A 25,319-nucleotide genomic window follows, 5' to 3' on the forward strand; every position below is an offset into this window, starting at 1 on the left:
ACAACTCGTCTCGTCGACAGACAACTGGAGGAATTCATGAACGGAGACCAACCGATTAGCTGGCTGATGTTCTTCACGCTCGCTGCAGGCGTGGTGATCGTCGGCCTCGCTTTCATCAACTTCATTCGCTCGCGCTCCAACCGGGCGATCGCGGCCGATACGCTGGAAGGCAGCACCTCCGCCCGCGGCGCGGCGCCCGATGGCGCTCTGCCCGAACTCGCCGGCATCGCGGTGTTCGCGTTCATCGCGATGGGCCTGCTGGCGTTCGGCGCCACCTACAAGGGCGGTGAGCGCGACACCGCGCAGGTCAGCGGCCCGGCGTCCGAGTCGGGGGCCACCGGCACCACCGGCATGGCGCAGCCGAAGGGCGTGCAGAACGACCCGAAGCGCTATCAGCCGCACAACCCGGGCACCGACACCCGCGTCGCCCCGACCGCGTCCGACACCGGCGTCGGCAACTCGCCGGGCTCGACCGGCACGGTGACCAAGTAATTTCCGGCAGCTTGAGCCGGGTGAATAAGAAGGCCTCGGTCGAAAGACCGGGGCCTTTGCTTTGTTAGAGCGCTTCATCGTTTGATTTGAAGCGGATTTGGCCCCCGCCAAGGGCCGAAGTCCTCATCCTGAAGAGCCCGGCAAAGCCGGGCGTCTCGAAGGATGAGGAGCCACATCGCCTGCGGCGCATGGTTCGAGACGGCGCTTTGCGCCTCCTCACCATGAGGTTCTGCAAGCTGCGACCGCTAGGAAGTGCGGTCCTGATTCCGTCAAATGTAGAGATTCTCTCGGATGAAGGCTGCCTCACCCGCGGTGGATGATTGAGACGGCGCTTCGGGGCTCCTTGCCCACGAGGTTGCGGGTGTTGCTGAGTCCGTCGGAGCGCCAGACACAAAAACGGGGGCCGCGGCCCCCGAGGTCGTGCCTGATGGATGATGACGTTGCTTAGTGCGCGGCCTCGTAGGCTGCCTTCTGCTGCTCCATCAGGGCGATCTTTTCACTGATCTTGGCGCGCTGGGTGGAGAGCGTCGATGCGATCGACGGCAGGCCGGCGGTGACCTTCAGCGCGTCGTCGTATTTCGACAAATTGCGCTTTTCGCCGTCGATCAGGCCGGGCAGCACGCTGCCGTCGAGGCCGTCGAACAACGAGCGCACGCTCATGATGGTGCGGTGAACCACGCTCATGAACGAGCCGGAATCGTCGGCGGTTTCGCCGGCGTTGATCAGCAGGCCGGCCAGTTCTTCGGCGTTGCCGTGGTGCAGGGCGATCATGTCGCGAAACAGCGGCGTCATGCCCTTGCCTTCAGCGTCTTCCAGCGCTTCCTCGTAGCCGTTGCGGGCGTCGATCTCGCTGGTGTGCAGCGTCTTGAGATGGTCGATGATATCGGTGTCCACGTCAGCCTCCATGCTCGGTTCAGCGATGGCGAGCGACAAACGCCCGCGCACCTGCCGCGCGATAACCGGGATCAGGAAACTCGGTTCCGGACAGGAACCACGGCACGGAAAGTTGTTAGTTGCGGCGTTCGCCGTCCTGCGGCTCGAGCCCGTAAGGCTTCACCAGGGCCCAGACATGGGCCGGTATCATGTTCTTCATTTTGTGTTTGTAGTGCCGCCGCAGATGCAGCACGGTCTCGACCGCCTTCATCTCGACCCGGGCGCGCGCGAATTCGATCCCGCGCGGCCCGACCTTCGGCATCAGCCATCCCATGAACGGCCGCAGCCAGTTCGGCATGCCGCGCACCGGCAGGCCGCCGGCGGCGAGTTCGGTGTTCTTGAGGAAGCCCTTCACCGGCGCCACGCGATTGCCGGCTGTGGTCGGTTCGCTCAGTTTGACGTCGTCGCCGAGCAGCCTCAGCAGTTCCTCGCCGCGCTCGTTGCGCACCAGGAGCCACTGTTCGCCGCGTCCGCCCATATAGCCGACGGTGATATCGGCGAGCGTATTGGTGTAGTCGACGCAGGTGCGGCAAGTGATCGGGAAGAAGTCCGGCGGCAGCTTCGAGATCGGCAGCAGCAGGAACGGCACCCGCTTCACCTTGCCGTCGTCGAACCGCATCTCGACGTGATAGTCGGCGCAGAATTCCAGATAGGTGATGGTCTCGGGCTTGTCGGACAGCAGATCGAGGAAGCCGTGAAACGCTTCGGTGGTGGTGTTGTCCGAGCACGGCGTGCCGATCACGTACAGCTTTTCAAGGCCGAGCTGATCCTGCAGCCGGCGCAGCGCGTAGATCTGGCAGGGCACGCCGATCACCGCGAGCCGCTTATAGCCGGCGGCGATGGCCGGTTCGATCAGCGCCAGCGACGGTGCGTAGCCCATCCGCATGCCGCGGCACTGCGCCATGCCTTCCGGCTTGGTCACCAGCACCGGCATCGGCTTCCATTTGTCGGACGGGTCCGGTGCCATCGCGATCACCGCGTCGACCGCACCGGTCTCGAGTAGGCGCTGCGCGATCGTGGTGGTGATGCCGGTCCACTGCGCGCCCTGGCGCGGCTGCTTCATCGCCGCCTGCAGCATCCGGCGATACGGGCCGAAGAACGCCTCGTCGCCGGAGGCGCTGTCGCGGTTGCGGCCGTGCACCCGCTGTTCCATCGCCGGATAGTCCGGCTTGATGAACTGGCAGGCCTGGCCGCACTGCTTCGGATCGCTCATCCGCGACACGCCGCAATCGGTGCACAGCTCCCGCTCCGCCGGCTGGTTCAGCGGCGGCGTCCACAGTGCAGACGGGGTGTTGCGGTCGTGCATGGGCGCGTCTTGTAGGAACCGGCCAATGGCCTCGCCATTCGCCTTAAGTTGCTTTCCCGATCAATAGAGCCAAAGCCGGGCGACCGATAGATCTGCGTCAAACTCGCGGCCGATCGCCACAAGCCCAATTCGGCGCAACCGCCGGGGATCGAACGGCACATCGGTGCGGTGCGGGATGAACTCGGCGAATGGAAATTCGATCACCTGCCAGTGCGGCCCCACCAGGAGCGGATGGCGATAGGATTGCTGCGGCCGCGCCAGATCGGTGGTGCGAAGATGCAGGCCGTAGGCCTCGCCATTGCCGAGCAGCTCGGCGGCGATGCCGCTGAAGCTGCCGGCATCGAACGCGCCGCCGTCCGGCGACAGATCCATCGCGATCTGGATGAAGCCGCCATTATTCTCGGTCGAGACCGCACCGCGCATCCGCGCCGCAGTGCGGCCTTCGATCTCCACAAGCTGCAGCGTGCCTTGCGAAACGCCGCCCATCACGGTGTCGGTGATCACCTGCCAGCGCCGCTGTCCTGCCGCCGGCCACAGCTCGTATTGCATCAGCGGATCACCATCGGGAACGTCACCGCAATTGCCCAGGCGAACAGCACCGCGTTGGCCAGCGCGCCGGGCAGCGGATGATTGGTCGCCTTGTAGGTCCAGTTGCTGATCAGCCCGAAGGCCAGGAACAGCAGAAGAATCGCCGGCACGATGATGATCAGGAAGAACAGCTTCTGCAGATTGAGCGCCACCGCGACGGCGAGCGAGGCGAGGAAGCAGAATTTCGCCAGCGCATAGGCGCCGCGCTTGGCACCTTGGCCATGCGCCATCCATTCGGCGGTGATGAAATACGGGATCGTGCCACACGCCACCGCCGCGATCAGATGGACGCGCTGTTCGATCGGCATGAACGAGAACAGATAGGTGTCGAGCGCGAAGCCGAAGCCGAGAATGTTGTAGGCGATCGCCGCCACGGCTGCGATCACCAGCGCCCCGATCGCGACCCGCGGGTGGGCGGGGTCGGGCAGGGCGCCGAGCGCTGCCAGCTCCTGCGCGTGCGGCCGCGTGGGATTCGGTGCCGCACGGCTGCCGCGCAGCCGGATCAGCACCAGAATCGCGGCCGTCAGCAGGCCGTACAGCAGGAAGTGCAGCGTCAGGTAGTCGCCGAGCAGGATGATCAGGAAGTCGGTCGGTGCCTTCCACAACAGCAGCGGCGTCAGCACGGCAGGCACGATCGCGGTGACCAGAAGCTGCTTCCAGCTCAGGCTCGCACCCATCGGCAGCGCCGCGGCACGGGGCAGCAGCTTCGAAAGCGGCCAGGCCAGCGTGATCAGGCCGCCGAACAGCAGCGCCAGCCAACGCGGCCGCTGGTCGATCCAGCCCGAGCCGGTGCGGCCGAACGCATCGTTCATCCAATGCAGCGACTCGCGCATCGAGTCCTGGCTGTACAGCACGCCGATGTGCTCGACCCCGGACGACAGCACGAAGCGGCGCGCGGTGCCGTCGGCGAAGCTGCCATAGGTGCGCCCTTCGGCGGCGTTGCCGCCGGCGACCTGATTGACGATGCGCAGGCCTTCGTCCTTCAGCATTTGCGGCTCGAGCGCGCCGACGATCACCAGAAGATTGTGTGGCAGCGTCGCGGTGGATTTGCGCGTGAACACCGATACCGCGACAGTGGCGACGATCTCCGGATGTTCCACCGCATAGGCCACCACGATATCGGAAGCCATCGAATGGCCGAGCACGGCGGCGCGGCCGTCGCTCTCGGGCAGCTTGCGGGCATAGTCCGTGACCCGGCCGAGTTCGTCGACCAGGACGCCGGTGATTTTGGTCGGCTCATCGACGTCGCCCACCATCGTCACCGGATTGCGTCCGTGGCCGGTGAAGTCGAAGGTGACGGCGATATAGCCGTTGCGCGCCAGCGTCTGGGCGAACGGCTGCATCAATTGCTGCGAGCCGGCGAAGCCGTGGGCGATCACCACCACCGGCGCTTTGGTGGCGGAGGGCTGCCGGAACACCGTGACGGGCGTTTGCCCCACCGTGGCCGTCGTGATCAGCAGCCCGTCCTTGCCGCGCTGCAGCTGCCACAGCGCCATCACGATCGCCACGACAGCAGCGAGTGCGACGATGATCCGAAGCGGCGTCAGCGCGCGGCGCATGGCCATCAATCGACGTCCGGGATGTGCTTCTTGCGGATGCGGCGGATCGTCCACCAGATCGACAGCGCCGCGATCGGCACGAACAGCGCGGTGAGCAGGCTTGGATCGATCTTGAGCCGGCCGGATTCGGCGGCGCCCTTCACCATGTAGCCGAACAGCCCGACCACGTAATAGGTGATCGCCGCGGTCGACAGACCTTCGACCGTGGTCTGCAGCCGGAGCTGCAGCCGGGTGCGGGCGTTCATCGACTTCAGCAGTTCCTGGTTCTGCTGTTCGAGCTCGACGTCGACGCGGGTGCGCAGCAGGTTGGCTGCGCGTGCGAGCTTGACCGACAGGTCCGACTGCCGCGCCTCGGTGGTGGCGCAAGTGCGCATCGCCGGCTTCATTCGGCGGGCGAGGAACGACGACCAGGTCGGCAGGCCGCCGACCTTGCGTTCGCCGAGCGTGGCGAGGCGGCCGTTCATGATCTCGTCGTAGGCGCGACTGGCACCGAACCGATACAGGCTGGCGGCGGCGCCGGCTTCGACCACGGCGGCGAGCTCCGTCAGCTCCTGCAGCAGCTTGTTGTTGTTGGCCAGATCGCCGACGCGGCGCATCTCTGCGGTGACTTCAGCAAGGCGCCGTTCGCTGGTCGCGATCGACGGCGCGAGCCGCTGCGCTTCGGGTAGGCCGAGCAGCGCCAGCGTCCGGTAGGTTTCGACTTCGAGCACGCGCTGCACGAGGGCGCCGGCACGCTCCGGTGTCATGCCGCGATCGAGCACCAGCACGCGCACGAAGCCGGAGGGACCGGGCTGGAAATCGGTGGCGAACACCGCGGCCCCGTCGGAATTCTCCGCGACCGCGAGGCTGGCGCGATCGAACAGGCGCTCCGGCGAAGTGCGCGGCGGATCTTCCGGCATCGCGTGCAGATCGACGGCGACCAGTAGCGGTCCGGGCTGCGGCAACAGCCGCATCGGCGAAGCCAGTGAGGACGCTTCCGGGTGGAACGGCGTTGCGGCGGGATCGGCCGGAATTTCCCAGGTGTAAGTGGTGAACTCGGAGTGCTGCTCCCAGCGCAGCATCGTGGTGCCGAAGCGGGCACGATGATGCTTCTCGCCAACCGGCGGCGGCTGCAGTCCGCGCGACTCACAGAAGCTGATCATTGCGGCGCGGTCGGCCGCGGCGCGCGAGCCTGAGGTGTCGAAAGCGAAGTGTAGGACGCGCGCCGGCAGGTTGAGCGCAGTGAACGGACGCGCGTGCACTTCGCCGAGAACGATCGCGCGCAATGGATGCGGCGAAAGTCGAACGTCGCCGTCTCCGATCAGAACGTCAGCCGTCATGTCGCTTTTGACCTTGCTCAATATTGCGCCTAGTTGACTTGAGTACCATTGCATTGCGATAGACAGAAGCTGAAAGGTTCCGCGAAAGGCTGTCGCAGGCGCCGGAATTGTCCGAGATCAACGACCCCCGGCCCCCCGCCGGGCTTCTACGCGACATCGGTGTCATCCGTTTGCAATCTGGCTCGGGCTGGTCATAAGGTTCGGCCGAACTTCGCCGCGGGCCCGTCGCGGTTGTCGAATGGAGCGTGTGGTGAAATTTCCAGTCCGTATTGGTACGCGCAAGAGCGTGATGGCGCTTGCCCAGACTGAAGACATCGCCAAGCAGCTGAGCGCGGCTGCGACTGAGCTCGATCCCCAGATCATCAAGTTCGAGACTGTCGGCGATAGCGATCAGATCAGCAAGCTGCTTCCGCACGGCGGCAAGGGCGGCGCGTTCGTCGCCGAGATCCGCGCCGCGATGCTGCGCGGCGAACTGCATTGCGCGATGCACTCGCTCAAGGACATGCCGGCCAACGAAGAAACGCCCGGCCTGATCGTCGCTGCCACGCTGGCGCGCGATCCGGCCTGCGACTCGCTGGTGCTGCGCAAGGGCCTCACCCTCGAGGAGCTGAAGAAGTCCCGCGGCAAGGGCTACACCATCGGGACTAACGCGGTGCGCCGCGCGGCCTATGCCAAGCGGTTGTTCCCCGAAGTCGAGGTGATCCATTTCCGCGGCGCGGCCGACAGCCGGATGCGGAAGCTCGACAATGGCGAAAAGCAGCGGATGCCGGACGGCAGCGAGGTCGGTCCCGCCGATGCGCTGATCATGGCGCGCGCCGGCATCGAGCGCGTCGGCTTCGTCGATCGCATCGCTCACGACTTCACGCCGGAAGAAATGCTGCCCGCAGCTGGCCAGGGCATCGTCGCGGTGGAATGCCCCGTGCACGAGTGGAAGACCCGGCAGTATCTGGCGCTGATCGACAATCATCAGTCGCGGCTGTGCTGCGACGCCGAGCGCGAAGTGCTTTGGGTGCTCAACGGCCATTGCAACTCGCCGATCGCGGCGCACTCGGTCATCACCGGCGACGAGATGACGCTGCGCGCCTCGGTTCTCGACCTGGAGGGCGGGATGTTCATCGAAGCGGCGCGCACCGGCCCGGCCAATCGGCCGCGCGAGCTCGGCCGCACGGTGGGCCTCGAACTGCTCGACAAGGGCGCCGCCGCGGTGATCGAAAAGACCCGGCCGGAGTAATCGCAATGGCCACAGTGTTTCCGTTCTCCGCGATCGTCGGCCAGGACGAGATGAAGCTGGCGCTGCTGATCGCGGCGGTGGATCAGAAGGTCGGCGGCGTGCTGGCCTTCGGTGACCGCGGCGCCGGCAAGTCCACCGCGGTTCGCGCACTGGCAGCGCTGCTGCCGAAGATGAAGACCGTGGTCGGCTGCCGCTACAATTGCGATCCCGACCAGCCCGAGCGCTACTGCGAAGAGTGCAAGGAGAAGGTCAAGCACGGCAAGGTCAAGACCGCGCAGGTCCCGGTGCCGGTGGTCGATCTGCCGCTCGGCGCCACCGAAGACCGCGTCGTCGGTGCGCTCGATCTGGAACGTGCACTGGCCAAGGGCGAGAAGGCGTTCGAGCCTGGCTTGTTGGCGCGGGCGCATCGCGGCTTTCTCTACATCGACGAAGCCAACCTGCTCGAAGACCATCTGGTCGACCTGTTGCTCGACGTCGCCGCCTCCGGTGAGAACGTGGTCGAGCGTGAAGGCCTCAGCATCCGTCATCCGGCCCGCTTCGTTCTGGTCGGCACCGGCAACCCGGAAGAAGGCGAGCTGCGTCCGCAATTGCTCGACCGCTTCGGCATGTCGGTCGAAGTGAAGACCCCGGACACGCTGCCGGAACGTATCGAAGTGGTGCGTCGCCGCGATGCGTTCGAGACCGATCCGGCCGCCTTCGTGGCCGATTGGTCGAAGGAAGAGACCAAGCTGCGCCGCAAGATCTCGCAGGCCAAGGAGCGGCTGCCCGAAGTCACGGTGAGCGACGCGGCGCTGGAACGGGCCGCCAAGCTGTGCATGACGCTCGGCACCGACGGCCTCCGCGGTGAACTGACGTTGATGCGTGCTGCGCGGGCGCTAGCTGCGCTAGAGCACGACAAGACCGTGACCGATGATCACCTGAAGCGGATCGCGCCCTCTGCCTTGCGGCACCGGCTGCGCCGCAATCCGCTCGACGATGCCGGCTCCAGCGTGCGGGTCGATCGCGCGCTTGCCGAAATCTTCGGATGAGCATCGCGCTCGCATGGTCCGATGCGGTGACCGCGGCGCAGTTGTTCGCGGTCGATCCGGTCGGCACCGGCGGTGTGTTGCTGCGCTCGCGCGCCGGCCCGGTGCGCGACCGCTGGCTCGCGATGCTGCGCGCCGCGCTGCCGCCTGAACAACCCTACAAGCATCTCCCGCTGCATATCGCCGACGGCCGCCTGCTCGGCGGGCTCGACCTGTCGGCGACGCTGCTCGCCGGCCGCCCGGTCGCTGAGCGCGGCTTGCTGTCGGAATCCGACGGCGGCGTGCTGGTGGTGGCGATGGCCGAGCGGCTGCAGTCCTCGACCAACGTGTATCTGACCGCCGCGATGGACGCGCACGAGACCGCGGTGGAGCGCGACGGCCTGTCGCTGCGGATGCCGGCGCGGTTCGGCGTGGTCGCGCTCGACGAAGGGCTCGAGGACGAGTTCTCGCCGGCGGGCCTGCGCGACCGGCTCGGATTCCATCTCGATCTCGATCAGTTCGCCTGGCGCGAGACCGACGATTTCCCGATCTCGCTCGACGATATTCGCGCGGCTCGCGCGCGGCTCCCCGATATCAAGGTCGAGAGCGACCAGATCGAGGCGGTGTGCACCGCCGCGGCTGCGCTCGGCATCATCTCGCTGCGCGCGCCGCTGCTGGCGATCCGCGCCGCCAAGGCGAGCGCTGCGTTGTTCGATCGCACCAAGATCGAACAGGACGACATCACGCTGGCCGCGCGCCTGGTGCTGGCGCCGCGCGCGACCGTGTTCCCGCAGCAGGAGCAGCCGGACCAGGCCGACGAGCCGCCGCCGCCCGAGCCCCCGCCGCCGGAAGACGACAATCAGGACAACAACGATCAAGAACAGCAGACGCCCGACATCGACAAGGCGCTGGACGAGGTGATCCTCGCCGCCGTCAAGGCCGCGATGCCGCCCGGCGTGTTGGAGGCGATGCGCGCCTCGGCCGGACGGGCGCGGGCCCGCTCGGCCGGCAAAGCCGGCGAACTGCAGAAGTCGAAGAAGCGCGGCCGCCCCGCCGGCAGCATCCGCGGCGAACTGCGCGACGGCTCCAAGCTCAATGTGATCGAGACGCTGCGCGCTGCGGCGCCGTGGCAGCCGCTGCGGCGGCGCCAGGCCGAAGGTCGCAACGGCAGCGCGCCGCGCATTCTGGTCGAGAAGGACGATTTCCGGATCGCGCGCTTCAAGCAGCGCACCGAGACCATCACCATCTTCGTGGTCGACGCCTCCGGCTCGGCGGCGCTGCACCGGCTCGCCGAAGCCAAGGGCGCGGTCGAACTGTTACTTGCCGACTGCTACGTGCGCCGCGACCAGGTGGCGATGATCTCGTTCCGCGGCACCATCGCCGAGATCCTGCTGCCGCCGACGCGGTCGCTGGCGCGCGCCAAGCGCAGTCTCGCCGGGCTGCCGGGCGGCGGCGGTACGCCGCTGTCGGCCGGGCTCGACTGCGCCTTCATGCTGGCGGATTCGATCAAGCGCAAAGGCCAGACGCCGACCGTCATCGTGCTCACCGACGGCCGCGCCAACATCGCGCGCGACGGCGCGCCGGGACGGCCGCAGGCCGAGGAAGATGCCAAGGCGTCGGCCCGGCAGTTCCGGGTCGCCGGAATTAGCTCGGTGGTGATCGATATGTCGCCGCGTCCCGGACCGCAGGCGGAATCCTTCGCCAAGGAAATGGACGCACGCTACCTGCCACTGCCGCATGCCGACGCCACCGTGCTGGCGCAGGCCGTCACGGCAGCGACGCGGCAGGACTGATCGCGGTCCTGCCGGCGCTTAGAGCGCTTCATCGATTCATCGAAGCGGATTTAGCCCTTGCCAAGGGTCCAAAGTCCTCATCCTGAGGAGCCCGGCATCGCCGGGCGTCTCGAAGGATGAGGAGCCACATCGCCTGCGGCGCATGGTTCGAGACGGCGCTTCGCGCCTCCTCACCATGAGGTTGTGCCTGTTGTGAGCACTCCGAAGCACGGTCTCGATTCTATCAAAAACAGAACCGCTCTAGCTCGCTGAGAATTCTGGATCTTAAGCGTCGAGCACGAATGCGTCGTCGTCTCCGGCGACGCGTGGCGGCATCGGCGGAGGCGGCGGCGCCTCGATGGTGGCGAGCCGCTCGACCCTCGCGCCGACCGTCGAGTTCCGCTGCGGCGGGCGGGCGATCCGCCACTCCAGCTCACTGCGGTTCTGCAGCTCGGTGAACTTCACCGCAAAACCATCGGGCCGATGCCGGACCACGCGGCCGACACAGCTGCCGACCGCCAGCGGGGTTCCGATCTCGGGCTGCACATCGGCCGACACCGCCACGCCGGAGATCGACATGTCGATCACGAAGCAGGTGTGCGACGAGCCGTCGGCGAGCGTCAGGCTGGAATGCGGGCACACCGGAACCACCCGCGCCTGCTCACGCGCATCCTTGATGGCAGGATCGAGCATCTTCTTCTCGAGCCAGCTCAGCTGATTCGACAGTCGCTCGCGCATCGCGCGGGTCACCGCCAGTTCGAGCAGGAAGCCGCCGGGCAGGGTGTCGCTGATATGCCCGTCCAGCTTGCCGAACTCGCTGAAGTACGACGAGATATGGTCGCCGACCCGGCCGATCACCGGAACGTCGACGATCATCCGGAACGGCGACACGCGGCTGGTGCGGCAGGCGAATTGTCGCAGCTTGCCGTTTTGATCGTACCAGTTCGCCAGCGAGTAGTTGCCGCCAACGGTGACGTTGACGGCGCGCTGCTTGAGAAATCGCTGGACTGACACGGCGGTTCGGCCCCCGGGAAAATACCTGTCGATTAGTAACGCACTCACCCTCCCGGAGATCTTCAGGATTGCTCAGTACACGCCAATGATTCCAACCTTGGTTATCGAAATCTTGTGGCTGCGGATAAGCTTGCTCGGGAACCTGGAACCCAAGCGTTTCAGGGCTTTCTCACCACCCGCGAGCTAACAACGGGTTCCGGCCAATGCCGACTACCCAGCACAACGAGTTCAAAAACGAGAACTAAGCGTCCGCACAACCTGATGGCCGAGCTGCCTGAGAAGGTTGTGATGATTGTCTATTGCAATCGAAAAAAGAAAAGAGCCGGTGCAGACGGCACCGGCTCTTCGATCAGATCAGATGGCGAGAGGCGAGGGCGCCTCAGGCCTTGTAGTCGCGGACGCGCTTGATCATCTGCTCGACGTGAGCGATCGAGGCGTCCGGGGTGATGCCGTGGCCGAGATTGAAGATGTGACGGCCCGACGCGAAGTTCTTCAACACGTCGTCGACCGCTTCATCGAGCGCCGAGCCGCCGGCGATCAGCAGCAGCGGATCGAGATTGCCCTGCACCGCGACCTTGGTCTGCACCTTCTCGCGCACGAAAGCGGGTTCGGCAGTCCAGTCGATGCTGACGGCGTCGACGCCGGTGCGCTCGACGAACGCCGGCAGCAGCGCGCAGGCGCCGCGCGGGAAGCCGATGATCTTGGTGCCCGGCTTGACCTTGCGGATGCCCTCGACGATCCGGCGGGTCGGCTCGATGCACCACTTCTCGAATTCGCGCGGCGGCAGGATGCCGGCCCAGGTGTCGAAGATCTGCAGCACGTCGGCGCCGGCATCGAGCTGCTTGAGCAGATACTGGATCGAGCTCTCGACCAGCACGTCGATGATCTTGGCGAACGCGCCGGGGTGCTGATACGCCATCAGCCGCGCCGGATGCTGATCCGAGGTGCCCTGGCCGGCCACCATGTAGGTCGCGACCGTGAACGGCGAGCCGCAGAAGCCGATCAGCGTGGTCTCCGGCTTCAGTTCGCGGCGAACGATGCGCAGCGCTTCGAACACCGGCTCGAGCTTGGACAGATCGATCGCGTTGTTCAGCGTACCGACCAGATCGGGCGAATTCAGCGGGTCGAGCCGCGGGCCTTCGCCGACTTCGAACCGAACCGAGCGGCCGAGCGCGTAAGGCACCACCAGAATGTCGGAGAAGATGATCGCTGCGTCGAAGCCGAATCGCCGGATCGGCTGTAGCGTCACCTCGGCGGCGAGCTCCGCGTTAAAGCACAGATCGAGGAAACTACCGGCTTGCGCCCGCGTTGCGCGGTATTCCGGCAGGTAACGTCCGGCCTGCCGCATCATCCACATCGGAGGAGAGGCCTGCCGGTTGCCGGAAAGCACTTCCATGAACGGTTTGGTCACCAGATTCTGTGTCAAGAGAGCTACCCACTGTTGTACGACAAGTCTTCTTGACGGTCTGATACACTGCGCGCACCGTCTTGACCACGCCGACCTGCGGCGGAGATGCCGCGAATAGGAATTTCGAGATGAATGCAACCGCACCCACCCCCGCATCGTCCGAGACGCTCAGCGGAAATCCGGCGCTACCGCCGCCAGTCCCGGGCGAACGTCACGACATCGACAGTTTCGGCGGTCGGCTGACCTATTGGTCCGCAGCGCCGGCAGAGCCGACGTCGCAGCCGCCTCTGCTGCTGATCCATAGTGTCAATGCCGCAGGCTCGGCCTACGAGGTTCGGCCGATCTTCGAGCACTACGCACGGAGCCGACCGGTTTATGCGATCGAATTGCCGGGCTTTGGTCATTCGTCGCGCGCAAAGCGTCAATACACCATTCGGATGATGACGGATGCGGTGCATTCCGTAGTCGGCGAGATTCAGAAGGTGCACGGCGACAAGCCGATCGACGCACTTGCGCTGTCGCTCGGCAGCGAATTCCTCGCCCGTGCCGCGAGCGAAACGCCGCAGGCGTTCCGCAGCCTGGCGCTCGTGGCGCCGACCGGATTCGACAAGAAGAACCAGCGCTGGACCCAGGGATCGCGGGCGATTCCGTGGCTGCATGCGTTCTTCGAAAATCCGGTGTGGAGCGAAAGCATCTTCAAGCTGCTGACGATGAAGCCGGTGATCGGCTGGTTCTTGAAGAAGGCGTTCGGTTCGCCCAGCATCGATCAGGGGATGCTCGACTACGACTATCTGACGACGCATCAGCCGGGCGCCCAGCACGCGCCGTATTACTTCGTGGCCGGTTATCTGTTCAGCCAGGACATCCTGCGGATCTATCAGGATCTGCCGATGCCGGTGTGGTTCAGCCACGGCGTGCGCGGCGACTTCGTCGACTACACCCTGAAGACCACGGTGGAGGGCCGGCCGAACTGGACCGTCACGGTGTTTCAGACCGGGGCGATGCCGCATTTCGAGGTGCCGGGCGAATTCATGCGGGCCTATGACGAGTTTCTTGGCCGGGTGAGCAAGACCGGGACCTGAGGCTGCTGCGATGTCCGACCTGGTCTGGAGTCGCGACGGCCTGGATTGGCCTCATCGCGAGGCCAGCCGCTTCATCGAAGCCGGCGGCTTCCGCTGGCATGTGCAACGCATGGGATCGCCGGCCGCTCCGGCGATCCTGCTGATTCACGGTACCGGCGCCGCCTCGCATTCCTGGCGCGGCTTGGCGCCGCTGCTGGCGCGCCATTATCACGTGGTCGCGCCCGATTTGCCGGGGCACGGCTTCACCCAGTCGCCGCGCGGCCATCGGATGTCGCTGCCCGGCATGGCGTCTGATCTCAGCGCGTTGCTGCGCGTGATTCAGGTGTCGCCGGAATTGGTCGTCGGCCATTCGGCGGGCGCGGCGATCGGCGCGCGGATGTGCCTCGACGGCGCGGTCGATCCAAAAATCCTGTTCAGCCTCAACGGGGCGTTCCTGCCTTATGGCGGCCCAGCGGCGAGCTTCTTCTCGCCGCTCGCCAAGATGCTGGTGATGAATCCGTTCGTCCCGAGCCTGTTCGCCTGGCAGGCCGGGCACCGCGGCGCGGTCGAACGGCTGATTGGGAACACCGGCTCCACCATCGATCCGGCCGGCATCAAGCTCTACGGCAAGCTGGTCTCCAGCCCGCATCACGTCGCCGCGGCGCTGCGGATGATGGCGAACTGGGATCTCGAACCGCTGTTGAAAGCTTTGCCCAATCTGAAGCCGCTGCTGGTGCTGGTGGCGGCCGAAGGGGACCGTGCGATTCCGCCGTCGGTGGCGGTTAAGGTCCGGGAAATATTGCCGAAAGCGGTGATCGAGCGAATTCCGGCGCTGGGCCATCTGGCCCATGAAGAGCGTCCGGCGCTGATCGCCGCCCTGATCGAACGCCACGCGGAAAAACTGGAGAATATCGAATAGATCAAAGACGGCTTGTCAGGATCTGCTTACAGATTGCCGCTAGCCCTCTGTCAATTTTTTGTTACAGTGGTACCCATGCTCGATCCTGGCCCCAATCCTGCTCCCCGTCTTCCTCGCGATCGTGCCCCGCATGCGGTGGTGATCGGCTCCGGCTTCGGCGGCTTGGCCGCAGCGGTGCGCCTTGGCGCCAAGGGGTATCGAGTAACCGTTCTCGAAAAGCTCGATAAGGCCGGCGGCCGCGCCTACGTCCACAAGCAGGACGGCTTCTCGTTCGACGCCGGGCCGACCATCGTCACCGCGCCGTATCTGTTCGAAGAGCTATGGAAGCTGTGCGGCAAGCGGATGTCGGACGACATCACCTTGAAGCCGATGTCGCCGTTCTATCGCATCCGCTTCGACGACGGCACGCACTTCGATTACTCCGACGACCGCGACGCGGTGCTCGATCAGATCGCGAAGTTCTGCCCGGACGACGTTCCGGCCTACGACCGCTTCATGGCGGCCTCGCACGAGATCTTCAAAGTCGGCTTCGAGCAGCTCGGCGATCAGCCGTTCAGCCACTTCACCGACATGCTGAAGATCGCGCCGGCGATGATCAAGCTGGAGAGCTATCGCAGCGTTTACGGCCTGGTTGCCAAGCACTTCAAGGATCCGAAGCTGCGGCAGGTGTTCAGCTTCCATCCGCTGCTGATCGGCGGCAACCCGTTCATGTCGAGCTCGGTGTATTGCCTGATCACCTATCTCGAAAAGCAGTGGGGCGTGCATTCGGCGATGGGCGGCACCGGCGCGCTTGTTACTGGTCTCGTCAAGCTGATCGAAGGCCAGGGCAACGAGATCCGCTACAATCAGGATGTCCGCCAGATCGTCGTGCAGAACGGCACCGCCTGCGGCGTCAAGCTTGCCGACGGCGAAGTGATCAAGGCCGATATCGTGGTGTCGAACGCCGATTCGGCCTCGACCTATCGCTATCTGCTGCCGCCGGAGACGCGCCGGCGCTGGACCGACGCTAAGATCGAGAAGTCGCGCTACTCGATGAGCCTGTTCGTCTGGTACTTCGGCACGAAGCGCCGCTACGAAGACGTCAAGCATCACACCATTCTGCTCGGGCCGCGCTACAAGGAGCTGATCAGCGACATCTTCAGCCGCAAGGTGGTCGCCGACGATTTCAGCCTGTATCTGCATCGCCCGACTGCGACCGATCCGTCGCTCGCGCCTCCCGGCTGCGATACGTTCTACGTGCTGTCGCCGGTGCCGAACCTGCTCGGCGATACCGATTGGCACACCAAGGCGGAAACCTATCGCGCTTCGATCGCCAAGATGCTCGGCGCAACCGTTCTGCCCGATCTGGAGAACCAGATCGCGACCTCCAAGATCACGACGCCGCTCGATTTCCAGGACCGCCTGTCGTCGTTCCGCGGCGCCGCGTTCGGTCTGGAGCCTGTGCTGTGGCAGAGCGCCTGGTTCAGGCCGCACAATCAGAGCGAAGACGTCAAACGGCTTTATCTCGTCGGCGCCGGAACGCATCCCGGCGCTGGCCTGCCTGGGGTTCTGTCCTCGGCGCGGGTGGTCGATGCGCTGGTCCCCGAGGCCGACAGTCTGGTGACATCATGAGTCTGCAATCCGATATGTTGGCCCAATCCGACATGCTGGCCTGCCGCGAGATGATCAAGGAAGGCTCGCACACCTTCCACGCGGCCTCCAAGGTGCTACCGCGGCGGATCAGCGATCCGGCGATCGCGCTGTACGCGTTCTGCCGCGTCGCCGACGATGCCGTCGACCTCGGCCTCGATCGCGCTGCCGCTGTCGAAGTGCTCAAAGACCGGCTCGACCGCGCCTGCCGCGGCGTGCCGCGCGCCTATCCGTCCGACCGCGCCTTCGCTGATGTGGTGGCGCGGTTTTCGATTCCGCCGGCGATTCCCGAGGCGCTGATCGAGGGCCTGGAGTGGGACGCGCAGGGCCGCCGGTTCGACACGCTGTCGGACCTGTATTCGTATTGCGCTCGCGTCGCCGGCACCGTCGGCGTGATGATGACGCTGGTGATGGGCCAGCGCAAACCCGACATCGTGGCGCGTGCCTGCGATCTCGGCTGCGCGATGCAGCTCACCAACATCGCCCGTGATATCGGCGAGGATGCGCGCAACGGCCGCATCTACATGCCGCTGTCGTGGATGCGCGAGGCCGGTCTCGATCCGGAGACTTGGCTCGCCAATCCGAAGTTCACGCCGGAGATCGCCAGCATCGTCAAGCGGCTGATCGACACCGCGGACGCGCTGTACGATCGTGCTACGCTCGGCATTGCCAACCTGCCGCGCTCCTGCCGTCCCGGCATCTTCGCGGCGCGCGCGCTGTATGCCGAGATCGGCCGTGAGGTCGAACGTTCCGGCCTCGACTCGGTGTCGAGCCGCGCGGTGGTTTCGACCGGCCGCAAGCTCGCGGTCTTGGCCCGCCTGCTGGCGTTCCAGGAAACCGAATGGGCCCCGGCGAAGTATCTGCCGGCCAAGTTCGGCGACATGGAAGAGACCAAGTTTCTGGTCGACGCGGTGATCGCGCATCCGGTGCGCGAACTGCCGGCGCGCCAGAAGGTCAAGCCGCTCGAGCAGAAGGTCGCCTGGCTGGTCGACCTGTTCACCCGCCTCGAACGTCGCGATCAGATGCTGCAGCGCAGCCGGGTGTAGTTACCAGATCTCAGTCTCAATTTCGTCATGCCCGGGCTTGTCCCGGGCATCCACGTCTTGCAGCGAAAGCCGCACGAAAGGCGTGGATGGCCGGGACAAGCCCGGCCATGACGGCACGCGAGATGTTTGGCCGTAAGCCAGAAGTGAGTCCGCTCAAACGCTACTGATTTGCAAAAACTCTCGAAGCCGCCACACTGGCGTGATACCGATGCTGACCTTGCGCAACGGATCACGGCCATGACCATCGACACCGACCTCGACCGCACTCCCGCTGCTTCCACCGACAATCCCGTCGAGGCCCGCCGCGCCCAGGCGCGCGCCTGGTTCGAAGGGCTCCGCGACCGGATCTGCGCCGAGATCGAGACGCTGGAGCGCGAAGCGCCGGCCGAGCTGTTTCCCGGCGAGCCGGCGACTTTCACTTACAAACCCTGGCAGCGGAAGACCGGCTCAGGCGGCGGTGTCGGCGGTTTTCTGTCGAACGGGCGGCTGTTCGAGAAGATCGGCATCCACACCTCGTCGGCGAACGGCAAGCTCACGCCGGAAATGGCCAAGAACGTGCCTGGCGACGGCAGCCTCGACTATGTCTCCACCAGCATCAGCCTGATCATGCATCCGCGCAGCCCGCGGGTGCCGACCGTGCACATGAACACGCGATTCTTGTCGACCTCGCAGGGTTGGTTCGGCGGCGGTGCCGATCTCACGCCGATGCTGCCGGAGCAGCGCAGCCAGGAGGCCGAAGACGCGGTGACGTTCCACACCGCGATGAAGCGTGCCTGCGACGCCCACGATCCGACCTACTACGAAAAGTTCAAGCCCTGGGCCGACACCTATTTCTTCCTGCCGCATCGCGGCGTGGCCCGCGGCGTCGGCGGAATTTTCTTCGACTATCTCAACAGCGGCGATTTCGATCGCGACTTTGCCTTCACCCGCGATGTCGGCTCGGCGCTGCTCGACGTTTATCCTCGCATCGTGCGTAAGCGCATGGTCGAGCCGTGGACCGACGAGGAGCGGGCGCAGCAGCTCGCCTGCCGCGGGCTCTATGTCGAATTCAACCTGCTGTACGATCGCGGCACGATGTTCGGTCTGCAGACCGGCGGCAGCACCGAGACCATCATGAGCTCGATGCCGCCGCTGGTGAGCTGGAGCTGACGCCGGCGGCCGACGTCGTCGCGGTCTCGCGTCTCTGTCTCAGTGATACAGAAACAGCGCGGAGGGCGGGGTGTCGACCAGCGCGTCCGTGGTCGAGCCGAACAGCGCTTCGCGGAAGCCGCGATTGCCGTAGGCGCCCATCACCACCGTGCCGATGTTGCGCTCAGCGACAGCGGCGCGGATTAAGTCGGCAGGATCGTCGCTCGATGAGGTCGGGATAGCTTCGGCCGCATGTCCGTGAATCTTCAGAAATTCCGCTGCCGCATTGGCCTTGCGAACGGCCGCTGCCTCGTCGCGGTCGATCGCCAGCACGCAGATCTGTTTGCCGTCGCCGAGGCCCAACAGCGCGAACACCTGCAGCGCGCGCATCGCCGGTAGACTGCCGTCATAGGCGATCAGCACCGCATCCCCCGCCGGCAGTTCATCGGGACAGACGATCAACGGCCGTGGCGTGCGCACCACCAGCTTGGCGATCATCGCCGATAGCGGCTCCTGGCTGCCGCCGAATCCGGTGTCGTGGCCCGAGACCGCAACATCGCGCGTTTCCGTCGCCAGCCGAAAGCCGTCGGCCGGATCGCCTTCGAACGACACCGCTTCGCAGGTGAGCGACCGACTCCGGCAGTCGTCGGCAAATTCAGCCTGCAGGCGGTCACGCGTGGTGTCGGCCTGCCGCTTCAGCTCGGTCTGGAGCTGGGTCTGGTAGGCCGACATCCCAATGCCGCCGAGCATCGGCGCTTCGATCTCGCCGAGATCGACGCCGGCAAGTCCTGCCAGGTCCGTGCCTGTCTGCTGCACCAGCCGGAACGCGTAAGCGCGCGCCGCCAGCGACGACGGCGTATCGCCGAGCAGGACCAGGGTTCGCTTGAGCATCGACATGTTGGGTCTCCCATTCCGGCATGCTGAAGAGGGCAGGGGCTTCGATGCGACGATCACGGTTCGTCGAGCGCCTGCAGGCCGAGCGAGGTCGGGACGACACCATTGGCGAGATCGCCGCCCCCTTCGATGTGTCGCGATGACGCACGAGCAGTCCGCGTCCCTGGCCACCTGCCGATGCAGGCCGGCACCTGAATGTCTGCCGCCGGTCCGCGCCGTCTCGATGGAGGAAGCCAGTGCGGGAATCCCGAGGGTGAGCTATTCTGCTACCTCTTGGCCATCAGCCATCGACGGAGGCCTGCCGTGGACGAGTATTACGGACTGATCGAACTGATCCTGGTCGTGCTCTGTGTGGCCGTCGGCTGGCTGGTCCTCGAACGTCAAGGCAAACGCCTCGACCGCGCCCGCGCCGACCGCGACAAGGGCAGCCCGCCATGAACAGCGACAGCGCTTTCAACTACTTCGAAATCCTGATGCTCGGAATGTTCGCCGCCGGCTGGGCCGTGCTCGAGTGGCAGGGACGGCGGCTGGATCGCAAGCGTGAGGCGGATAAGGGGAAGCAGGAGGAGAGGCGATAAGGTTGCGAGTGCGACGATTTTCGTCTCTCATCGCGAGCAGGCCGAAAGGTCGCGGCCATCGAAGGATGAGGCAGCGGCAATGTCCGAGGGCGCTTTTCTCTACATCGTTCGGTGCGCTGATAGCAGCCTCTACGTCGGCACGACGCGCGGTTCGCTCGACATGCGGATCGCTCAACATAACGACGGCACCTTCGAGGGTTACACCTCGACCCGGCGTCCCGTGGTACTCGTCTATTCGGAGTGGTTCGAACGCATCACCGATGCAATTGCCTGCGAACGCAAGCTGAAGAAATGGTCGCGTGCCAAGAAGGAGGCGCTGATCCGGGGTGATATGGATGCCTTGCACATTCTGTCGAAGCGAAGAACGCCTTTCGGCGCATGAACATCGCCGACAACAGATTATGCCCTCATCCTGAGGAGGTCGCGAAACGACCGTCTCGAAGGATGAGATATGGAGCGGGTCATCGCTTCATTGGAGTGGATTTGGCGTTTCAAGGGCAGTGAGTCCTCATCCTGAGGAGCCCGGCGAAGCCGGGCGTCTCGAAGGATGAGGAGACGTAAGGGGCTGCGGCGCATGGTTCGAGACGGCGCTCCGCGCCTCCTCACCATGAGGTCTGCCTGGGGTAAGTCTCCATAGGCGCGCTGTTGATTCGAACAAAATCAGAGCGCTCCACGAAACGGATGTGAGTATGAGCATCCAGCTCGCAGCGCTTGTTACCTCCGCCGCGGCATCCGGAATGGCAACATCGCCTGCACCACCGGCATGCGGAAGCGGTCGAGGGAGAGGCTTTCGTGTACCAGCGTCACCTTTTCGCCGAGCAGCGTCGTCTCCACCATCGAGCGGGCGTAGAACGGGGTGTCTTCGAGCGTGCGGACCAGCTTGGCGCCGGCTTCGCTGCGGGCGCTGCGGTCGACCTTCCAACCTGAGCGTGGCAGCGGCAGCAGTTGTGGCGGGGTGAATTCCTGCTTGTTGCCCTCGGCGTCGAACGTGACGGCGAGATCGACCCGGCTGCCGTCCCGGCGCTCGGCTTCGTACAGGATCACGGTCTTGTCGCGCATCGCACCGCGCGCCCATTCCCAATGCCGGAAGCCGGTCTCGATCGGCTCGTCGCCGGCGTTGCTGTCGAGATAGCCTTCGCCCCGCCAGGACAGATTGGGCCGCCGCAAGTCGACTTCGACCCGCGCGCGCGGCGCGATCGGCCACCAGCGGTGATTGCCTTGCGGATTGAGGACGAAGAAATCCTTGGTGAGCGCGGCCGGCGTCACCCGGACGCGGCCTTCGATCCGGCCCGGCACGGGGGCGCCGGTCTCGCGGATGTTGATCGTCAGCGTCTTGCCGTCCCAGCCAAGGTCGCTCGGCCCGATCAGGAAGGAATTGACGTTGCGCGCCACGCGGCCGCGGCCGCGCTCGGTCATGGTCCAGCGCTTGCCGGCCTCGTGATACAGCGCGACATTGATGGCGCAGTGATCGAGCGGATCGGCCGGTCCACGGCGCCGCGCAAACGCGTAGTACGGCGAGAACACGCTGCCGATGAACGCAATGATGGTCAGGCCTTCGCGGCCGTCATCGCTGATCGCGTCGATGTACCACCAGGCGTAGCCGTTGCGCGGAACGTCTACATTGAATCCGGCGCGGCGTTCGTCGGTCTCGTTAGGCCAGGCAATCATAATCTCACGTCGTCTTGGAAGAAGCCGGGCGAAGCGCAGGCCGCGGCCCGGCGGGGTTGGAGTCGAGGTCGGCGAACAATGTCGCCGCCGCAGCGCGGCCGGAGAGGGCGGCCATCGGCACGCCGGGACCCGGGTGAGTGCTGCCGCCCGCCAGATACAGGCCGGGGATCCTTGTACGCGCTCCGGGACGTTCGAACGAGGCACTCCAGCCATGCGAGGCGCGACCATACAGCGCGCCGCCGGTCGCGGGGAATAGACGATTGAAGTCGGCCGGCGTTGTCACCCGGGTCTTGCCTGGATCGATGTCGACCCGCAGGCCGCAGCGCTGCAGCACGCCGAACGCGCGCTCGGCAGCGCGCGCGACGTCGCCCTGATCGAAGCTCTTGCGATCGCCGACCGGCGGCGCGTTGATCAGCACCAGCAATTCCTCTTCGCCGCTCGCGCCGAGCCGGGCCTCGTCGTCCACGCGATCCTGTGCGCAGACATACACGGTCGGTTCTGTCGGCACCTCGCCGCGGCCAAAGATCTCGGCGAACTCCCGTGAATAATCGCGCGAGAAGAACACCGAGTGCCGGCACAGCGGAAAGCCGCGGGTCTTCGCCACCATGCTCCAGGTGACCGCGGACAGGGAGCGCAGCCGCGGCGCCAGCGGGTTTGCTGCAGTTCGTACCGCCTCGCCGAACAGTCCCGCCGGCAGCGCGCCGACATCGGCATTGACGATCACCGAATGCGCTTCGATGCGCTCGCCGCTGTCGAGGATCACGCCCGAGGCGCGGCCGCCCGAGACCATCACCTCGCGCACGCTTTGCTGATAGCGAATCGTAGCGCCGAACCGGGTGGCGCAATGGGCGAGTGCCTGCGCCAGCGCGTGCATGCCGCCTTCGATGATCCACACGCCTTCATGTTCGACATGAGCCACCAGCATCAGCGTGGCGGGCGCATCGAATGGCGACGATCCGCAATAGGTCGCATAGCGGCCGAACAGTTGCCGCATCCGCGGATCGTGGAAGTAATCGCCGAGCGCCTTCCACATCGTGGTGAAGGGGCGGATTTTGCGCAGTTCGATCAGGCCGCCGATGCCGCCCGCGGTCGCGAGCTTCGGCAGGCTCGGCGCGGTGGCACGCAGGAACGGCTTTTCCAGGATCTCGTAGATGCGCCGGCTGTCGGCGCAGAACTGTCGATAACGCTTGGCTTCCGCAGCACCGGCGAATGCGCCGATTGCATCGGCCGAACGGGCCTCGTCGGCGAACAGATCAAGATGCTGAGTGTCATCCCAGGCGTGGCGGGCCAGGATCGACAAAGGTCGTAGCCGGACGTGGTCGGAGAAGTTCAGGCCGATGCCGGCGAACAGTTCCTCGAACACCCAGCGCATCGTGAACACTGTTGGGCCGCTGTCGATCCGCGCCGGACCGATCGAGACTTCACGCATTTTACCGCCGGGGGCGGCGGCACGTTCGAGCACCGTCACGTCGAAGCCGCGTGCAGCCAGGGTCAGCGCGGACGTCAGTCCCGCGATGCCGGCGCCGATCACTACGACGCGATTCCTCGCGGTCTGGTCCCGCATCCGCTTTCTCACTCCGGCTCAGCTGTCTTTGAGCCATATCATTGACAGGTGTCCATAATAACTTACAGTTTCGCATGACAAGTTAAATTGACACTTGTGCCTTCAGCGCGGGAGTGTGGCCATGGACGTGACCAATCGGATCGAGCGTGCTCTGACTGATGCGCTCAATCAGGCCGACATGGCCGGATGTCCGCCGCGGCTGGCGGCAGCAATGCGCAGCGCGGTGTTCCCGCGCGGGGCGCGCGTTCGTCCGCGGCTCTGCCACAGCGTGGCCCTTGCCTGCGGCGAAGACAATCCGGGAATTACCGAAGCTGCCGGTGCCGCGCTCGAGCTGATGCACTGCGCTTCGCTGATCCATGACGATCTTCCGTGCTTCGATGGCGCCGACCTGCGCCGCGGTCGCCCGTCGGTGCACAAGGCGTTCGGCGAACCGCTCGCGGTGCTTGCCGGTGACGCGATGATCGTGCTGGCGTTCCAGACCATCGCCCGGTTCGAAGGTCCGGCGGACCGGCTATTGAAGCTGACCCAGATCATTGGCGGTGCGGTCGGTGTGCCGTTCGGCATCGTCGCCGGCCAGGCCTGGGAATGCGAGACCGAGATCAATCTCGCCCACTATCACCGCTCCAAGACCGGCGCGCTGTTCGTCGCCGCCACCGCGATGGGCGCGGCGTCTGCCGGTGCCGATCCGGAGCCGTGGCGGATGGTCGGCGAGAAGATCGGCGAGGCCTATCAGGTTGCCGACGACCTCCGCGACGCCGCTGCCGACGTCGAAGAGATCGGCAAGCCGGTCGGCCAGGATATCGCCCACGATCGCCCGAGCGCGGTGCGCGAGATGGGCATCGACGGCGCGATCTACCACCTGAAGTCGCTGGTGCGCGGCGCCGTCGAGGCGATGCCGGACTGCACCAATGGCAACGAGCTGCGCTCGCTGATCATGTCGGAAGCGACCCGCCTGGTGCCGGCGAAGCTGGCCGCCACTGCGGCCTGACGCGGCCGCCGGCTTGGCCTTCGCGGCCGGCCGGTGGTAGCAGAACCAAATGGTCTCCTTGAGCCTGCGTGACCGGCTGCTCGGCTGGCGCGATTCGATCCTGTCGAATCCGCGCTTTCAGCGCTTTGCCGCGGTATTTCCGTTGATGCGTCCGGTCGCGCGCCGGCGCGCCGTGGCGATGTTCGATCTGCTCGCCGGCTTCGTCTATTCGCAGATCCTGCTGGCCTGCGTGCAGCTCCGGCTGTTCGACATCGTCGCCGAGCGTCCCGCCACCGCTGAAGACCTCGCCGCGCAGCTGTCGCTACCGGTCGAGTCGATGCGGATGCTGCTCGACGGCGCAGTCGCCCTCCAGTTGCTGCAGATGCGCAGCGGCGCACGCTACGGCCTCGGCCAACTCGGCGCCGAGCTGCGCGGCAATTCGGGGGTGCTGGCGCTCGTGGCGCATCATGCCATGCTTTATCGGGATCTTGCGGATCCTGTGGGGCTGTTGCGCGCGCCGCGCGGGGCGGGCGAGTTGGCGGCTTATTGGGCGTATGTGCGGGGCGAGCGGCCGGGCGAGCTGCCGGCCGATGCGATCGCCTCCTATACGGCGCTGATGGCGGCGTCGCAGCCGATGATCGCCCGCGAGGTGCTGCACGTCTATTCGTTCCGCGACCACCGCTGCCTGCTCGACGTCGGCGGCGGCGACGGCTCGTTCCTGTCGGCGGTCGCCGCGCAGGCGCCGCAGCTGCGCTGCATGCTTTTCGATCTGCCGGCGGTCGCCGCGAAGGCCGCCGCCCGGTTCGAGGCGAACGGCCTGAAGGACAGGGCGACCGCGGTCGGCGGCAGCTTCACCACCGACCCGCTGCCCGAAGGCGCCGACATCATTTCCCTGGTCCGGGTGATCCACGACCATGACGACGAGGTCGTCGAGGCGCTGCTGGGCGCCGTCCACAAGGCCTTGCCGGATAACGGAAAACTGCTGATCGCCGAGCCGATCGCCGGGATTCCCGGCACCGCCGCGATCTCCGACGCCTATTTCGCCTTCTACCTTTACGCCATGGGCTCCGGGAAAGCCCGGAGCTTCCCTCGACTGCAGGCCATGTTGGAGAATGCGGGCTTCTCCCAGGTCACTTTGCACCCGGTTCCGATGCCGCTGGTTGCCTCCGTAATTACCGCATCCAAACGGTAGTTGTGTTAATCTGGCTTGACACTGTGATCCGTCAGTTTAGCATGACA

Annotated in this window: 24 protein-coding genes; 14 read left to right on the forward strand and 10 right to left on the reverse strand. The window is 65.6% G+C overall.

Annotated elements, in window-relative coordinates:
- The first annotated feature begins 36 nt into the window (after positions 1 to 36).
- Positions 37 to 492, forward strand: coding sequence for a hypothetical protein (locus tag RPPS3_RS07495; protein WP_107343518.1), 456 nt, complete (start codon positions 37 to 39; stop codon positions 490 to 492).
- A 444-nt stretch (positions 493 to 936) separates the two neighbouring features.
- On the opposite strand, the gene RPPS3_RS07500 is transcribed toward RPPS3_RS07495, so the two are convergent.
- The 5 genes from RPPS3_RS07500 to RPPS3_RS07520 all read right to left on the reverse strand — a co-directional run bounded on the left by RPPS3_RS07500 (position 937) and on the right by RPPS3_RS07520 (position 6,197).
- On the reverse strand, positions 937 to 1,386 hold the full coding sequence (locus RPPS3_RS07500; RefSeq protein WP_107346492.1) for a ferritin-like domain-containing protein: 450 nt from the start codon (positions 1,384 to 1,386) through the stop codon (positions 937 to 939).
- A gap of 115 nt (positions 1,387 to 1,501) precedes the next feature.
- On the reverse strand, positions 1,502 to 2,731 hold the full coding sequence (locus RPPS3_RS07505; RefSeq protein ID WP_107343519.1) for a Coenzyme F420 hydrogenase/dehydrogenase, beta subunit C-terminal domain: 1,230 nt from the start codon (positions 2,729 to 2,731) through the stop codon (positions 1,502 to 1,504).
- 60 nt (positions 2,732 to 2,791) lie between these two features.
- A complete protein-coding gene (locus RPPS3_RS07510; protein WP_107343520.1) occupies positions 2,792 to 3,280 on the reverse strand; it encodes a CIA30 family protein in 489 nt (162 codons plus the stop codon).
- The gene (locus RPPS3_RS07515) at positions 3,280 to 4,884 is read right to left on the reverse strand and encodes an alpha/beta hydrolase family protein (protein ID WP_107343521.1); all 1,605 of its coding nucleotides are present in this window, start codon (positions 4,882 to 4,884) and stop codon (positions 3,280 to 3,282) included. Before RPPS3_RS07515 ends, RPPS3_RS07510 begins: the two co-directional genes overlap by 1 nt.
- Positions 4,884 to 6,197 (reverse strand): DUF3422 family protein, encoded by a 1,314-nt coding sequence (locus RPPS3_RS07520; RefSeq protein WP_107346493.1) that lies wholly within the window; start codon positions 6,195 to 6,197, stop codon positions 4,884 to 4,886. The genes RPPS3_RS07515 and RPPS3_RS07520 overlap by 1 nt, the downstream gene beginning before the upstream one ends.
- A 238-nt stretch (positions 6,198 to 6,435) precedes the next feature.
- Between RPPS3_RS07520 and hemC the strand changes: the two genes are divergently transcribed.
- From hemC to RPPS3_RS07535, 3 genes are read left to right on the forward strand one after another with little or no spacing between them, the layout of a single operon-like run.
- Positions 6,436 to 7,428, forward strand: coding sequence for a hydroxymethylbilane synthase (hemC, locus tag RPPS3_RS07525; RefSeq protein WP_415193287.1), 993 nt, complete (start codon positions 6,436 to 6,438; stop codon positions 7,426 to 7,428).
- A 5-nt stretch (positions 7,429 to 7,433) separates the two neighbouring features.
- Entirely contained in the window at positions 7,434 to 8,456 is a 1,023-nt protein-coding gene (bchI, locus tag RPPS3_RS07530; RefSeq protein ID WP_107343522.1) for a magnesium chelatase ATPase subunit I, read from the forward strand.
- Positions 8,453 to 10,225, forward strand: a complete 1,773-nt coding sequence (locus RPPS3_RS07535; RefSeq protein ID WP_107343523.1) for a magnesium chelatase subunit D — start codon at positions 8,453 to 8,455, stop codon at positions 10,223 to 10,225. Before bchI ends, RPPS3_RS07535 begins: the two co-directional genes overlap by 4 nt.
- 264 nt (positions 10,226 to 10,489) lie before the next feature.
- On the opposite strand, the gene RPPS3_RS07540 is transcribed toward RPPS3_RS07535, so the two are convergent.
- Together RPPS3_RS07540 and hemE are read right to left on the reverse strand one after the other, a co-directional pair.
- Complete coding sequence (locus RPPS3_RS07540) at positions 10,490 to 11,218, reverse strand: PilZ domain-containing protein (protein ID WP_107343524.1); 729 nt, start codon at positions 11,216 to 11,218, stop codon at positions 10,490 to 10,492.
- Positions 11,219 to 11,597: 379 nt separating this feature from the next.
- On the reverse strand, positions 11,598 to 12,644 hold the full coding sequence (gene hemE, locus RPPS3_RS07545; RefSeq protein WP_107343525.1) for a uroporphyrinogen decarboxylase: 1,047 nt from the start codon (positions 12,642 to 12,644) through the stop codon (positions 11,598 to 11,600).
- 110 nt (positions 12,645 to 12,754) lie between these two features.
- Here hemE and RPPS3_RS07550 point away from each other — a divergent pair, with 110 nt between their 5' ends.
- The 5 genes from RPPS3_RS07550 (at position 12,755) to hemF (ending at position 18,430) form a co-directional block, all read left to right on the forward strand.
- Positions 12,755 to 13,708 (forward strand): alpha/beta fold hydrolase, encoded by a 954-nt coding sequence (locus tag RPPS3_RS07550; protein WP_107343526.1) that lies wholly within the window; start codon positions 12,755 to 12,757, stop codon positions 13,706 to 13,708.
- Between the two features lie 10 nt (positions 13,709 to 13,718).
- Positions 13,719 to 14,606, forward strand: a complete 888-nt coding sequence (bchO, locus tag RPPS3_RS07555; RefSeq protein ID WP_107343527.1) for an alpha/beta fold hydrolase BchO — start codon at positions 13,719 to 13,721, stop codon at positions 14,604 to 14,606.
- A 75-nt stretch (positions 14,607 to 14,681) separates the two neighbouring features.
- Positions 14,682 to 16,217: a phytoene desaturase gene (locus RPPS3_RS07560; RefSeq protein ID WP_107343528.1), complete on the forward strand. Its 1,536-nt coding sequence runs from the start codon at positions 14,682 to 14,684 to the stop codon at positions 16,215 to 16,217.
- Positions 16,214 to 17,281, forward strand: coding sequence for a phytoene/squalene synthase family protein (locus RPPS3_RS07565; RefSeq protein WP_107343529.1), 1,068 nt, complete (start codon positions 16,214 to 16,216; stop codon positions 17,279 to 17,281). The genes RPPS3_RS07560 and RPPS3_RS07565 overlap by 4 nt, the downstream gene beginning before the upstream one ends.
- Positions 17,282 to 17,518: 237 nt before the next feature.
- A complete protein-coding gene (gene hemF, locus RPPS3_RS07575; protein ID WP_107343531.1) occupies positions 17,519 to 18,430 on the forward strand; it encodes an oxygen-dependent coproporphyrinogen oxidase in 912 nt (303 codons plus the stop codon).
- A 39-nt stretch (positions 18,431 to 18,469) separates the two neighbouring features.
- Here the strand turns inward: hemF and RPPS3_RS07580 are convergent, their stop codons facing one another.
- On the reverse strand, positions 18,470 to 19,306 hold the full coding sequence (locus RPPS3_RS07580; RefSeq protein ID WP_107343532.1) for a universal stress protein: 837 nt from the start codon (positions 19,304 to 19,306) through the stop codon (positions 18,470 to 18,472).
- 300 nt (positions 19,307 to 19,606) lie between these two features.
- On the opposite strand from RPPS3_RS07580, the gene RPPS3_RS24805 reads away from it, so the two are divergent.
- The 3 genes from RPPS3_RS24805 (at position 19,607) to RPPS3_RS07585 (ending at position 20,263) form a co-directional block, all read left to right on the forward strand.
- Entirely contained in the window at positions 19,607 to 19,741 is a 135-nt protein-coding gene (locus tag RPPS3_RS24805; RefSeq protein ID WP_283810854.1) for a hypothetical protein, read from the forward strand.
- Positions 19,738 to 19,881 carry a hypothetical protein gene (locus RPPS3_RS24610; RefSeq protein WP_199852198.1) on the forward strand — a complete coding sequence of 48 codons (144 nt, stop codon included), beginning with the start codon at positions 19,738 to 19,740 and terminating at the stop codon, positions 19,879 to 19,881. The genes RPPS3_RS24805 and RPPS3_RS24610 overlap by 4 nt, the downstream gene beginning before the upstream one ends.
- Before the next feature lie 79 nt (positions 19,882 to 19,960).
- Entirely contained in the window at positions 19,961 to 20,263 is a 303-nt protein-coding gene (locus tag RPPS3_RS07585) for a GIY-YIG nuclease family protein (RefSeq protein ID WP_107343533.1), read from the forward strand.
- A gap of 332 nt (positions 20,264 to 20,595) precedes the next feature.
- On the opposite strand, the gene RPPS3_RS07590 is transcribed toward RPPS3_RS07585, so the two are convergent.
- Positions 20,596 to 21,549 (reverse strand): carotenoid 1,2-hydratase, encoded by a 954-nt coding sequence (locus RPPS3_RS07590; RefSeq protein ID WP_107343534.1) that lies wholly within the window; start codon positions 21,547 to 21,549, stop codon positions 20,596 to 20,598.
- A 4-nt stretch (positions 21,550 to 21,553) separates the two neighbouring features.
- Positions 21,554 to 23,113, reverse strand: coding sequence for a 1-hydroxycarotenoid 3,4-desaturase CrtD (gene crtD / locus RPPS3_RS07595; protein WP_107343535.1), 1,560 nt, complete (start codon positions 23,111 to 23,113; stop codon positions 21,554 to 21,556).
- A gap of 121 nt (positions 23,114 to 23,234) precedes the next feature.
- On the opposite strand from crtD, the gene RPPS3_RS07600 reads away from it, so the two are divergent.
- Both RPPS3_RS07600 and RPPS3_RS07605 read left to right on the forward strand, forming a co-directional pair.
- On the forward strand, positions 23,235 to 24,101 hold the full coding sequence (locus RPPS3_RS07600) for a polyprenyl synthetase family protein (RefSeq protein ID WP_107343536.1): 867 nt from the start codon (positions 23,235 to 23,237) through the stop codon (positions 24,099 to 24,101).
- Positions 24,102 to 24,150: 49 nt separating this feature from the next.
- Entirely contained in the window at positions 24,151 to 25,272 is a 1,122-nt protein-coding gene (locus RPPS3_RS07605; protein ID WP_107343537.1) for a methyltransferase, read from the forward strand.
- The last annotated feature ends 47 nt before the right edge of the window (positions 25,273 to 25,319 follow it).

It is taken from the genome of Rhodopseudomonas palustris (genome assembly GCF_003031265.1).
Lineage (GTDB): Bacteria > Pseudomonadota > Alphaproteobacteria > Rhizobiales > Xanthobacteraceae > Rhodopseudomonas > Rhodopseudomonas palustris_H.